This window comes from Pedobacter cryoconitis (genome assembly GCF_014207135.1).
Taxonomy (GTDB): domain Bacteria; phylum Bacteroidota; class Bacteroidia; order Sphingobacteriales; family Sphingobacteriaceae; genus Pedobacter; species Pedobacter cryoconitis_D.
Genome location: NZ_JACHCC010000015.1, coordinates 156,749 through 170,651, shown reverse-complemented (window position 1 = coordinate 170,651; position 13,903 = coordinate 156,749). Strand labels below are relative to the sequence as shown.

Below are 13,903 nucleotides of genomic sequence, written 5' to 3'. Positions count from 1 at the left end.
ATTAACCGGTACTGATCAGATCTGTACCAGTAGATCGCACAAATATTCATTAAAGCTCCAAAAACAAATTAATTAAATGAAAACACCCTCCCATATGAGGCGAGCAGCCTTTTATAAAACCATGAAATATTCTTTATTAATATTTTCAGTCCTCTGTATTTTTTGCGGGACCTTATTCGCTTCTGCAACAATGGCTCAGAAATTAGACCGTGCCATTGTATCACTGACGATTACAAAAGACAAATCACAACAGGCAATCCTGAAAGAAATAGAAGCTAAAACAGGTCTTCATTTCGTCTATAACCAGGATCAGCTGACCATCAACAAATTTGCGCTGAACGAGACTTTCAAAAATGAAAAAGTAGAGCTTGTACTCCATAAATTAGGATTCGAATGTCTGGAAAAAGGCGATTATGTCATTCTCAAAAAAATCCCTGCACCAATAAAAAAAGCAGACCATACTGTTTCCGGAACGGTAAAAGATTCGACCGGGGTGACCATGCCTGGAGTATCAGTGAAGGTATCTGGTACCAATAACGGCACCACAACTAATATTGACGGAAAATACAGCATCACAGCCCCTGAAGAGGCTTCCTTAATTTTTTCGATGATCGGTTATAAAACCCAGACTTTAAAAGTTGATGGGAGGTCGGCAATCAACGTCGTTCTGAAAGAAGATAACTCCCAGTTGAACGAAGTTGTCGTGGTAGGTTATGGTACTCAAAAAAAGGTTACCGTTTCTGGCGCCGTGGCAGAAGTTGCATTGGATAAACTAAACTCAAGATCAGTGAATGATATTGGAAGTATTTTACAGGGAAAAGCTCCAGGTGTAGTTGTGGTGAATGAAAGTGGTGATCCATCGGCAACTCCCAAGGTAAATATCCGCGGACAGGGTGGTATCAACGGAGAGAGCCCGCTATATGTAATCGATGGTTCCTTATTTTATGGTACCCCATCACTTAATCCAAATGATATAGAATCTATCTCTGTATTGAAAGACGGAGCAGCAGCTATCTATGGTGCAAGAGCTTCGGGAGGAGTAATCCTGGTTACCACTAAAAAAGGAGCTAACCAAAAGTTAAATATCACTTTCGATGCTAAATTAGGTGCACAAACCGCATGGAAAAAACTTAAATCACTGAATGCAAAAGAATTCGCTGATGTTTCTAATCTGGCTGCTGACAATGCCGGTGTACCCAGAAAAGATGCTTTTGATGCTACAAAGTATCCTGATGGACAAATTACCAGAACCGATTGGGTAGATGATATTTTCAGGACCGGAATGATTCAGGACTATAATATGGGGATGAGTGGTGGAAATGACAAATCAAATTTCTATCTGAGTTTCAATTACCGTAAAGCAGAAGGAACTTTGCTGAATACTTATGCTAATCGCTATAATTTCAGGATTAATTCAGATCACCGTATCAATTCGTGGTTAAAAGTAGGAGAAAATTTATTCTACGATTATACGAATGGAAACGGTTATAATTCTAATTCTGCAGTAAGCGGAACAAATACAACAAGTGCCTATACAGGTGCTATCATATCTGCCATTTTTTACCCTTCAAGTGTAGCTCCATATACCTCAACAGGTGCATTTTCAGGCTTACCCCTTACTTATGCAGGTGCTTACGGTGATATTATCAATCCTGTAGCTTATCTGAAAAGACTTGACGTAAGTAATCCTGTGAATACCATAGTTGTTAATCCTTATGCTGAACTGGATTTAATGAAAGGATTAAAATTCCGTTCTAATTTATCATTAACTAAAACGTTTAACAACAGTAAGGTCTTCCAGACTAGAGTTCCTGAGATTGGTAAGATCTTCGATTTTAATCAGCTTACACAATCTTCTGTGAGCAGCAATGACCTGTTAGCAGAGCAAGTCCTGACTTATGATACCTTCTTTGGCGCTCATCACCTGAATGTAATCGGTGGTTTCTCTTATCAGAACCGACATTCAGAAGGTGTATCTGTCTATGCACAGGGATTTGATGATGAATCTCCCAAATACCGTTATATGGTAAATGCTTCTAAACCATTCCTGCCGGAAAGTACTGTATCGACAGAAGCCTTAACTTCATTCTTTGCCCGTGCAAATTACGATTACAAGAGTAAATACCTGCTTTCCCTGATCGGAAGAAGAGACGGGACTTCTTTGGTGGCCAGACAAAATCGTTTTGCAAATTATGGTTCGGCATCTGCCGGATGGGTGATCAACAGAGAAGATTTCATGAAAGATATCTCTTGGATTGACAATCTGAAAATCAGAGGTAGCTATGGTCTGTTGGGCAACCTGGCCAGTGTAACCAGTTTAGCAGTGAATCCTAACCTGATCAAAAGTACCATCTACATGGGACAGACACCTGCTCAGCTTTTAGGTTATTACGAGAATGTATTATCCAACCCCAACCTGACCTGGGCTAAATCTAAACAGACCAATATCGGACTGGATCTAGGTGTCTTAAAAAACAGACTGACCCTGGTTGCCGATTATTTCATCAAGGATACCAAAGATATGTTGATCTATCAGCCTTTATCGGGAACAACTGGTGTTGATGGTCAATGGAAAAATGGTGGTTTGGCCAGAGACAAAGGAATTGAGATCGGATTGAATTATAATAACAAACCAGAAGCTGCATTTCAGTATAGCATTGGAGCAACTTTCACCAAAATGAATAACAAACTGATTTCATTGCCAGCTGATCTGACTAGCCAGGCAGTAGATTTCGATGTTCGCGGAACGCTGACCCCTGTTCGTTTACAGGTTGGACAGCCCCTATATTCTTATTATGTGGTAGAAACGAATGGAATTTTCCAAAGTGATGCTGAGGCTAAAAATTACAAAAATGCAGCAGGTAATCCTATTCAGCCAAATGCAAAAGCCGGAGATTTCCGTTTTGTAGACAGTAACAATGATGGTAAAATTGATAACAACGACCGGGTTTACAAAGGAAGTGCTTATCCTAAATTCTCTTATGGTTTAAGCTTCAATGCCAGTTACAAAGGTTTTGACTTGAACTTGTTTGCACAGGGAGTACATGGAAATACACTTTTTAATGCCTTAAAATATACAGGCCTTAATGCAGGAAGCGGACAGAATTATAACCTATTGAAAGGTGTACTGGATGCATGGAGCCCGACAAATACAGGTAGCAACCTGCCCCGCATCTCAGCAAGTGATGCCAATGGTAATTTCTCGACAACTTCAGACTTCTATCTGGAGAGTGGTTCTTACCTGAGGTTGAAGAGCGCAACAATTGGCTATACTATCCCAAAAAATGTACTAAAAACAGCTAAGATCAGCAATCTGCGTTTATATGTAACCTCTAATAACCTGTTTACCATAACTAAGTATTCTGGCTTCGATCCTGAAGTTGGCTTAGATCAGTATGGTGTAGACGTAGGCCGTTATCCACAGGCAAGAACATTCTTGTTTGGTGCCAGTCTCAATTTTTAACCTGTAAAACGAATACAAAATGAAGAAGAATATACTCCATATATTAATTGCTGGTTTAACCCTGGTTACAATCAGCTCTTGTAAGAAACAATTAGATATCACCCCTGAGGGTGCCCCATCAAAAGGGAATTTCTGGAAAACCAGCAGTGACGCACTGAAGGGGGTGAACTCCATGTATGATAACTATGATGACGAGAATTTCTATGGCCGCGGTTTTTTCTGGTTCATTAACGCAAGTGATGACATGGTTACAGGCCGTGTAAAAGCACAGGGTGATAATGTAAGGGATTTCAACTCTGCTTATATAGGCGGAGATTACACTGAAAATCAATGGAAAATGCGTTATGCAACTATCAAAAGGGCAAATGACGTGATCCGTTATGTCCCTTCAATTGATATGGATGCTGCCTTAAAGAAGCGTTATATCGGTGAAGCCTATTTCACCAGCGGATATATGTATTTCCAGCTGGCTGCTAATTATGGTAACGATAAAGCAGGTGTACCTCTGGTAACGAGATCAAATATGGATGATCCTAACCCTACACCCAGAGCTGCAAATGTCAATGTGAACTATGATTATGTCATCAGTGAATTACAACAGGCCGCCAATAACCTGCCCTATTTTGATCAGTTGGCAGCGGCCGATTATGGCAGACCACACAAAGTAGCAGCCTGGGCTGTTTTGTCTAAAGTTTATCTGTATAAAAAAGATTACCTGAATTCGGAAAAATATGCCGACTCAGTGATTAATTTCGGGAAACGTGACCTGATGCCAAATTTCGCAGACGCATTTAAAGCCGTAAACAACTGGGGCCCGGAATATATCTGGTCAGCATTATCAACTCCTTCGGGTGCTGGTGGCTGGGGAAGTATCCTTCCAGGTGTGATGTTAGAAAACAAAGGCTGGGGGAAATATAATGGCTGGGGATATTACGTACCTACGAAAGAACTTTATGATTCTTATCAGCCAGGTGATATCCGTCGTGAAGCAACTATTCTAAAACCTGGAGATCATTTCATGTATTTTGGAGAAGACCGTGTCTATAGCTCAATCAATAGTTTATCTGGCTTCCAGTTCAGAAAATATATGGATCCGTTCAGTTTTGCTTCTCCGGTAGGCTCACATATCAGCCCTAACGGTGATCATCCGACAACAGACCTAAATGTTCCTTTACTGCGTTTCGCCGAAATTTTACTGATCAAAGCTGAAGCTGCGATTATGCAACGTGGTGCCGGAGCTGGTGATGTCGCATTAAACAGGATCCGTGTAAGAGCAGGTCTTCCGGCTGTAAATGGAATGACGTTAACAGATCTTAAAAGAGAACGACGCAATGAACTTGCTGGCGAATGGGCAGACAGACACCGCGACATGGTACGTTGGGGAGATGCACAGGCGGCTTATGCACAACCTGCGCATGGGTTCGGCGGAACTGTTGTATGGCCAGCAAGAAAGTTTGATCCACAAGTACATAATGTATGGGCAGTTCCACAAAAAGAAATTGATAACAGTGGTGGTGTAATCACTCAAAATGCTGGTTGGTAAACAAATATTTAAGATCATGAAGAAATTATTCCGCTATTCGTTCTTAGGATTGCTCCTGCTGACGATAGATTCACAGGCTCAGCAATCCTTATCAGCTAATGCTGGACATAGTCACAATGATTACAAACAAAATATCCCCCTGCTCCGCGCCTATTACGCGGGCATGGGGTCTATTGAGGCTGATGTGTTTCTTAAGGAAGGGCAGCTGTTTGTAGCGCATGAACTGAAAGAGATCAAACCGGGAGCTACTTTGGTCAAAGAATATCTGGAACCATTGTACAAACTGTATAAACAAAATGGAAATCATCCTTATGCAGATCCGAAGTTAAAGTTACAGCTGGTTATTGATGTCAAGGAAGATTACCAGCATGTACTTCCTCAGTTGTTGAAAGAGCTGAAGCCATTTCAGGATATGGTCAACAGGCCGACAAACCCAGATGCGGTAAGTATTGTCATCAGCGGGGATATGCCGGTACCTGAAAAGTTCAAAGATTATCCTGAGATTATCTCTTTTGATGGCCGCCCAACAACCGTTTACACAGATGAACAGCTTGAACGTATAGCGATGATCAGCGATGAGCTTACGCACTATACGGTTTGGAATGGTAAAGGCACACCAACCAAAATCGACGAGCTTAAACTCAAAGCGGTTATAGATGCGGCACATCAGAAAAACAAACCTTTCCGTTTCTGGGCGACACAGGATAGTCCTAATACCTGGGTTGAACTGGAAAAGTTCGGAGTTGACTGGATTAATACAGATGCACCAGAAAAATTACGCGATTTCTATTTAAGAAAGGACAAACTGACTTATACTAATCCGGTTGCTTATCCTGTTTATCAGCCAAGCTATAAAACTGACGGTGCAGATAAGAAAGTGAAAAACATAATCTTACTGATCGGTGATGGGATGGGCCTGGCACAAATTCATGCCGGATGGATTGCAAATCATGGTAACCTGAACATCACGATGATCCGTAACAGTGGTTTTTCACAAACCGCAGCAGCCAATTCAGGAAATACAGATTCGGCCGCAGGCGGTTCGGCTATTGCCATGGGCGAGAAAACGAACAACCGTTATATCGGTATGGGGACTGATGATAAAAAAAGAACCAACCTGGTAGATACGCTGGCAACTTATGGATTAAAAAGCGGAATCATCAGCGTGGGTGATATAACCGACGCTACTCCTGCAGTATTTTATGCCCATCAGCTGGACCGCTCTTTTAGTGAGGCCATAGCGAAAGATTTCCTGGACAGTCATGTAGATATTTTAGTTGGCTCCAACCAGAAAAGTTTTCTGCAAAATCCGGATGCTGATTTAATGCGTAAACTAGAAAATAAAGGTTATACTTTGAGTAAATCAATGACCGACTTTAAACAGAAAACCAGCGGAAAACAACTGGTGTTACTACCGGATTCTGCGACACGCCCTGTTAAAGATGGCCGTGGCAATATGCTCGCTGAATCACTAAAAAAAACTATGCAGCTTTTATCCACTAATAAAAAAGGATTTTTCATTATGACCGAAGGCGCACAGATCGATTACGGAGGCCATGTGAATGATTTGAAATATGTAGTCACCGAATTGCATGATTTCGATAAAACTGTAGGTGAAGCTTTACGTTTTGCAGATCAGGACGGCGAGACGCTGGTCTTAATTACTGCAGACCATGAAACAGGCGGCTTAACACTATTGGATGCTTCTGCAAGTGAAGGCAGAATCCAGGGCGAATTCAGTACCAATGACCATACCAATATCATGGTTCCTGTTTATGCCTATGGCCCGCATTCCAGTGATTTTACCGGCACTTATGCAAACAATGAGCTCTTTAAAAAGATTCTCAGACTCGTTACCTCTAAATAAAAACAAAAGAATAAAAAAAACCGCATCGTCAATGATGCGGTTTTTTTTTGTGCATATTTATTTACCTGATTTTTTGACAAATCATTATTAGATTGGGCTAATCATAATTACCCTGGGTTTATAAATCAATACATGAAAAAACTATTATTTTTATTCATTTCATTACAATTTAGTACACAGGTATTTTCTCAAAACACTACTCAGAGTATCAAAAAGTTGGAAAAAGATATTCAGAAGGCTATTCAGCAAGCATATCGTTCCTCTGTTTACATCACTTCCTACGATTCTGTTACACAAACAGCAGGTACCGAACAGTTTACCGGTGTAGTGGTTGATACAGCCGGTCATATTCTTTCTGCGGCACACGCAATCAGACCAAATGACGTATATAGTGCGCTGTTTTCTGGTCAAAAAAAAGAGTCCAATTTATATGAAGTTACATTTCCCGATGGTAGAAAATTCAGGGCGGTAGGTTTGGGTAAAATTGCTTCTAATGATGCGGCCATGCTGAAAATCACTGATAAAGGAACCTGGCCCTACGCCGAAATGGGCTGGTCATCATCCCTACAAAAGGATATGCCTTGTATCAGCATCGCCTATCCGGGTACTCTGCGTATTAAAAAGCCTACCGTGAGATTGGGATATATTGCCGACCCCAGAACCAGGGACGGTTTTATCCGTTCTACCTGTCTCATGGAACCAGGGGATTCAGGGGGACCGTTATTTGATATGAAGGGAAGAGTAATTGGTTTACACAGTAGGGTTGATCTTTCACTGGATTCCAATTATGAAGTCCCTGTAGATCTGTACAGAAAATATTGGACCGCATTGAATAGTCCTGTAGACTATGACGCACTTCCGGCAGCAGAAAACTTTACCGCTGATCCGAGAAGTTCAATGCTGAAACCAATGCCGGAAATTAAAAATATCAATGCAGGCCTACAAGAAATTGAGGCTGTGCTGGATAAAACCGTAATGGTGGTAAAAAGCACAAACAAAGGCACCGAAATGCTTATACGCGGTACCCTTGTCGACCTGAAGGGCATTATTTCTGACGGGAAGCTAAAAGATAAAAGTTTTATAATCAGCAAAAGTTCAATGGTGGGTGATGATCCAATGATCAAAACAGAAACCGGTAAAAATATTAAAGCCATGGTACTAAGCCGGGATGAAGCGAATGACCTGGTCCTGCTTCAATTGGATAGCATCATTAAAGGAGGAGTGAAACTTAAATCAGTCCGGACTGACACGGTGGGTTTTGAAGAGATAGGTAAGTTTCTGATTTCTCCTCAGCCAGATAACGGTAATATTATAAGTGTACTTGGCAATACGCAGTTTGGTGTAGCCGGAGTACCAGACCCTCCGTTTATTGGATTTGACACCAGTTTAGAAGATGGAAAACTGATGATAAGCAAGATTTCACCAGGTAGTCCGGCAAGTACTGCAAATCTTGACGACGGAGATGAACTGGTTAGCTTTAACGGGACGCCGATGCAAAAGCCAGAAGACCTGATCAAAGTAATGGCAGGTTCTAAAGTTCTTGACACGGTCAATATTCAATATAACAGAGGAAGAAGCCCCTTTAAAGCCCGACTCGTTCTGGTATCTAAAAAACCACCTGTACCAAGTCATATTGCCTTTCATTTTACGGATGGACGGAGTGAAAGAGCTGATGGATTTGATCATGTTCTGGTTCATGACGGCAGATTAAAACCTGCGGAATGCGGCGGGCCTTTATATGATACAGACGGACGATTTTATGGAATAAATATTGCCAGGTTCAGCCGAACAAGCAGTCTGGCCATCCCCGCTATCATAGTTAGCAAATTTGTTGAAATTTTAAATTTTAATCTAGTCAAATGAGCCCGCATTTTTGCAGAGGTTTTTCCTTAATTTAGGAAAATAAAAATCGCCTCTAAAAATATAACTACATGAAAAAAACTATTTTATTTGTCCTTGGGATTGGCATGATGTACGCTGCACAGGCCCAGGAAAGTCAGTTAAAGACCATTAAAGACAATCCTGCTACATCGGTTAAAAACCAGGGACAATCAGGTACCTGCTGGAATTATTCTACTACTTCACTGGTAGAATCCGAAGAACTGCGTAAAGGATTAGGTGAATTTAATCTTTCCGAGATGTTCACTGCACGTAACATTTATATAGAAAAAGCAAAAAACTACATCCTGCGTCAGGGCAAAGCTCAGTTTGGTGAAGGTGGGCTGGGACATGACCTGATCCGTGCGACTGCACTTTATGGTGCTATGCCGCAAGAGGCTTTCCAGGGTGTGAGTGGAGAAATTCCTAATCATTCCGGTTTGGAAGAAGCTTTAAAAACCTACCTGGATGGCATACTAAAAAAACGTCCTTTAGCAGCCGACTGGCTAAAAGGCTATGAGCAGATCCTGGACCAGAAAATTGGTATTCCACCAGCTAATTTCGATTATAAGGGCAAAAACTATACGCCCAAAACATTTGCTAAAGAAGTATTAAAGTTTGATGCGAACGATTATGTGAATATCACTTCCTTTACCCATCACCCATTTTATTCATCTTTCATTTTAGAAGCCCCTGATAATTTTTCAAATGGTTCTTTTTATAACCTGCCATTAGATGAAATGATCGGTATGACAAAAACGGCCTTAAAAAATGGCTATACTGTTATGTGGGATGCAGATGTCAGCAACAGAAATTTCCAGCAGGGAAAAGGTTATGCAATCCTGTTTGCAGACACTACTGATGCCAAAGCACCTAAACTGAATCCAAATGCAAAAGAACTGGCTTATTCACCGGAATTGCGTCAGCAGTTGTATGAAAACCTGACGACCGAGGATGATCATTTAATGCACCTGATCGGATTAGAACAGTCAACTGATGGAAAATACTTTTTTAAAGTTAAAAATTCATGGGGTGCAGTAGGCCCTTTCAAAGGCTATATAGAAGTTTCGGAACCTTATTTCGCGATTAACACAGTGAGTTTAGTATTACCTAAAGCTGCATTGTCAAAAGAACTGAAGAAAAAATTAGGTATATAATCTTCGTATCTGTTTCGTAACCTGTTCGGGTACGCTTGCAGATTACCCCACCATAAGGCCACCATTAGGCCACGTTGAGGCCACCTTTCTCCTTAGGGAAAAGGTGGCCTCAACGTGTTTTGATGATAGGTTATTTGTGGGGTTTTGACGAACCGTACCAGTCCGGGAGGTCAACTGTCCTTCAGACTGAATCTGTCGTTTCGACTTTGTCTATCGGTGCTTCCGGATCAAGCTCCACACAACCTTCTTTGTCTTTTCTGGAAAATAAAATAGGATAAAGAAAAAGAACCGCGCCCAGCATCAGAAATAATCCGGACACTTCAAGTATATATCTGCTCCATTTGATATGTGCTGCACTCATCAGAATATAAGCACCTAATGCAATTATACCCAGGATAATAGCAATTACTGCCTTTTGAAGTTTCATTATCTTGATCATAATACTGAGATTGTAACGGTTAATTTATCGTTTGCATTTAAAGGCATCAAAAACCAAACCAATTTAAGTTTTTGAAGATCAATGTATTTCCTTAATATCTACCTTTTTTTAATTCTTAATTCTTAACTTTGCATCCTTATTTTTTTAAGATACTGGATTGATGTATAGGGAATTTAAACAATTAGAGCTACCTAAGATAGGTAAAGAGATACTGGAGTTTTGGAAGGCAGAAAATATATTTGAAAAAAGTATTTCTACCCGCCCAAAATCAAACCCATTTACTTTTTATGAAGGCCCTCCTTCAGCTAACGGCATGCCTGGTATTCACCATGTCATGGCGCGCGCTATTAAAGATATTTTCTGTCGTTATAAGACTCTGAAAGGTTTCCAGGTAAAACGTAAAGGCGGATGGGATACACACGGACTGCCTATTGAGCTTGCCGTAGAGAAGAAACTAGGAATTACCAAAGTTGACATCGGTACTAAAATTACGGTTGAGCAGTACAATGAAGCCTGTCGTGAAGAAGTTATGCGTTATACTGACATCTGGAATGACCTGACTGAAAAGATGGGTTACTGGGTGGATCTGGAGAAACCCTATATCACTTATGAAAATGAATACATTGAGTCTCTTTGGTGGATCTTAAAGACTTTCTACGATAAAGGCCTTTTGTATAAGGGTTATACGGTACAACCATATTCTCCTGCTGCGGGTACTGGCTTAAGTTCGCATGAACTGAACCAGCCGGGTACTTACAAAATGCTGAAAGATACTTCCATCACTGCGCAGTTCTTCATCAAAAAAGAACAGCAGCATCCGATGATGCCGGTATTATTTGAAAATGACACAGAAGAAACAGCTTTCATTGCCTGGACAACTACCCCCTGGACTTTACCGTCTAACGGTGCATTGGCAGTTGGTGCAAAAATAAATTATGTAAAAGTTAAGACTTTCAACCCTTATACTTTCTTACCTGTAAGTGTTATACTGGCTAAAGATCTGATCGGCAAACATTTCAAAAATGAAGCTAAAGATCTTTCTTTCGCTGATTTCAAAGGCGGGGACAAACTGATTCCATGGACAGTCACAGCCGAATTTACGGGTGCGGAACTGGTTGGCCTGGTTTATCACCAGCTGATGCCTTATGTAACTAATGCAGAATTAGAAGCAAAGGCTTTCCGTGTAATCCCTGCGGATTACGTAACAACTGAAGACGGTACCGGTATTGTGCATCTTGCAGCGGTATTCGGCGCAGACGATTTTCGTGTCGTGAAGGAAAATGATATGCCTTATGTCATGGTTACTGACGACCAGGGCAATGAACTTCCTCTGGTTAACAAACAGGGTAAATTCGTAGATGAGGTAACTGATTTTGCAGGTCGTTATGTAAAAGAAGAATATTATAGTGATGAGGAACGTAAAGCAGCAGATTTCAAGCCTACGGACGTCCTGATTGCAATTAAACTGAAGGAAGACAACAAAGCCTTCGACGTTAAAAAATACGAGCACAGCTATCCGCATTGCTGGAGAACGGACAAGCCAATTTTATACTATCCACTGGACAGCTGGTTTATCAAAACCACTGCAGTGAAAGATAAAATGGTTGCCCTGAATAAAACTATTAACTGGAAACCGGAAGCTACAGGAACAGGCCGTTTTGGAAACTGGCTGGAAAACCTGGTAGACTGGAACCTTTCCCGCTCCCGCTACTGGGGAACTCCCTTACCAATATGGAGAACACAGGACGGTTCGGAAGAGAAATGTATCGGTTCTATTGCAGAACTGAATGCAGAGATCAAAAAATCTGTTGAGGCTGGCTTTATGGAGGCTTCCTTTGAACTGAAAGACATGCACCGTCCATTTGTGGATGATGTCATCTTAACCTCTTCAAAAGGAGAGAAAATGACCCGTGAGCTGGACCTGATTGACGTTTGGTTTGACAGTGGTGCAATGCCTTATGCACAATGGCACTTCCCTTTTGAAAACAAAGAGGAATTTGAAAATGCTTACCCGGCTGATTTCATTGCTGAGGGAGTAGATCAGACCCGCGGGTGGTTCTTTACCTTACATGCGATTGCAGTGATGTTAAGTGAAACCAGCGATGAGATCAAAGCCATCAATGAACGTGTGGGCAATAAAGGTATCGCTTATAAAAATGTGGTTTCGAATGGACTGGTACTGGATAAAAACGGTAACAAAATGTCTAAGCGTTTAGGTAATGGTGTTGATCCGTTCCATACGATTGATACTTATAGTGCAGATGCAACCAGATGGTACATGATCAGCAATGCGTCTCCATGGGACAACCTGAAGTTTAACACAGATGGTCTGGACGAGGTGAGACGTAAGTTCTTCGGTACGCTGTACAATACTTATGCTTTCTTTGCTTTATACGCGAACATCGATAAGTTTGAAATTGACGAAAACAACGAAACTCCTGTCAAAGACCGTTCTGAACTGGACAGATGGATTTTATCCCTGTTGCAGAACCTGATTAATGAGGTAGATGAGAGTTATAATACTTATGAGCCAACCAAAGCTGCAAGAGCGATTCAGACTTTCGTCGATGAGCATTTGAGTAACTGGTATATCCGATTATCACGTCGCCGTTTCTGGAAAGGTGAAATGACTGCTGATAAAAAGGCTGCTTACGAAACACTATATACTTGCTTAATGAGCGTTGCTCAGCTGATGTCTCCGGTAGCTCCTTTCTTTGCCGATTGGTTATATCAGAATTTAACGGTTAACAAGGCTGGTACAGAGCAGTCAGTGCATTTGAGTTTATGGAAATCAGGCGATGCTTCGCTGATCGACACAGAATTGAATGAGCGTATGGAACTGGCACAGAATATCTCTTCAATGGCACTTTCACTAAGAAAGAAAGTGAGCATCAATGTACGTCAGCCACTGGCCAAGATATTAATCCCGGTACTGGATAAAAATTTCAAAGAAAGAGTAGAGCTGGTGAAGGATATTATTCTTTCGGAGACTAACATCAAGGATATTGAATATATTTCTGATACCGCTGGTTTTATCAAGAAAAAGATTAAACCAAATTTCAAAGCCCTTGGCCCTAAGGTGGGTAAGGACATGAAAGCAGTTGCCGAAAAAATTACTGGAATGAGCCAGGAAGAATTAAGCAAATTTGAGGCGGAAGGTTCTTATATTGTACCGGGTACAACGTATGAAATTCTGCTGGAAGATGTAGAGATCATTGCTGAGGATATTCCTGGATGGCAGGTAACCAATATGGGCAGCCTGACTGTTGCACTTGATGTGACTATTACTGAAGAGCTGAAAGAAGAAGGACTGTCACGTGAATTGATTAACAGGATCCAGAATTTAAGAAAAGAACTTAATTTTGAAGTCACTGACCGTATTACTGTTAGTTTACAAAATCATAATTTGATTGCAGGTGCGGTGGCACAAAATAAAGTATACATTTGCGCTGAAATATTAGCTGATGCTATTAATTTGATAAGTAATTTAGATAAAGGAAACAAAATAGTGATCGATGATGTTGAATTACAGATTTTGATTGCAAAACAATAATTA

The 13,903-nt window shown here is 41.0% G+C and carries 7 protein-coding genes; 6 read left to right on the top strand and 1 reads right to left on the bottom strand.

What is annotated here, in order from left to right; all coding sequences use genetic code 11:
• Nucleotides 1-121 precede the first annotated feature (121 nt).
• The 5 genes from HDF25_RS24340 (at nt 122) to HDF25_RS24320 (ending at nt 9,908) form a co-directional block, all read left to right on the top strand.
• A complete protein-coding gene (locus HDF25_RS24340; RefSeq protein ID WP_184629014.1) occupies nt 122-3,463 on the top strand; it encodes a SusC/RagA family TonB-linked outer membrane protein in 3,342 nt (1,113 codons plus the stop codon).
• Nucleotides 3,464-3,482: 19 nt separating this feature from the next.
• Nucleotides 3,483-5,006: a RagB/SusD family nutrient uptake outer membrane protein gene (locus tag HDF25_RS24335; protein ID WP_184629013.1), complete on the top strand. Its 1,524-nt coding sequence runs from the start codon at nt 3,483-3,485 to the stop codon at nt 5,004-5,006.
• 16 nt (nt 5,007-5,022) lie between these two features.
• A complete protein-coding gene (locus HDF25_RS24330) occupies nt 5,023-6,873 on the top strand; it encodes an alkaline phosphatase (RefSeq protein WP_260409458.1) in 1,851 nt (616 codons plus the stop codon).
• Between the two features lie 132 nt (nt 6,874-7,005).
• Entirely contained in the window at nt 7,006-8,736 is a 1,731-nt protein-coding gene (locus HDF25_RS24325) for a trypsin-like peptidase domain-containing protein (RefSeq protein ID WP_184629012.1), read from the top strand.
• Between the two features lie 68 nt (nt 8,737-8,804).
• The gene (locus HDF25_RS24320; protein WP_184629011.1) at nt 8,805-9,908 is read left to right on the top strand and encodes a C1 family peptidase; all 1,104 of its coding nucleotides are present in this window, start codon (nt 8,805-8,807) and stop codon (nt 9,906-9,908) included.
• Between the two features lie 181 nt (nt 9,909-10,089).
• On the opposite strand, the gene HDF25_RS24315 is transcribed toward HDF25_RS24320, so the two are convergent.
• Nucleotides 10,090-10,347, bottom strand: a complete 258-nt coding sequence (locus tag HDF25_RS24315) for an isoleucyl-tRNA synthetase (RefSeq protein ID WP_184629010.1) — start codon at nt 10,345-10,347, stop codon at nt 10,090-10,092.
• A gap of 160 nt (nt 10,348-10,507) precedes the next feature.
• Between HDF25_RS24315 and ileS the strand changes: the two genes are divergently transcribed.
• Nucleotides 10,508-13,900, top strand: a complete 3,393-nt coding sequence (gene ileS / locus HDF25_RS24310) for an isoleucine--tRNA ligase (protein WP_184629009.1) — start codon at nt 10,508-10,510, stop codon at nt 13,898-13,900.
• Nucleotides 13,901-13,903: the final 3 nt, after the last annotated feature.

Excerpts from the sequence above, each read along its gene's own strand:
- HDF25_RS24340 (WP_184629014.1), top strand. The coding sequence starts at position 122 with ATGAAATATTCTTTATTAATATTTTCAGTCCTCTGTATTTTTTGCGGG.
- HDF25_RS24325 (WP_184629012.1), top strand. The coding sequence starts at position 7,006 with ATGAAAAAACTATTATTTTTATTCATTTCATTACAATTTAGTACACAG.
- HDF25_RS24315 (WP_184629010.1), bottom strand. The coding sequence starts at position 10,347 with ATGATCAAGATAATGAAACTTCAAAAGGCAGTAATTGCTATTATCCTG.
- HDF25_RS24335 (WP_184629013.1), top strand. The coding sequence starts at position 3,483 with ATGAAGAAGAATATACTCCATATATTAATTGCTGGTTTAACCCTGGTT.
- HDF25_RS24330 (WP_260409458.1), top strand. The coding sequence starts at position 5,023 with ATGAAGAAATTATTCCGCTATTCGTTCTTAGGATTGCTCCTGCTGACG.
- ileS (WP_184629009.1), top strand. The coding sequence starts at position 10,508 with ATGTATAGGGAATTTAAACAATTAGAGCTACCTAAGATAGGTAAAGAG.
- HDF25_RS24320 (WP_184629011.1), top strand. The coding sequence starts at position 8,805 with ATGAAAAAAACTATTTTATTTGTCCTTGGGATTGGCATGATGTACGCT.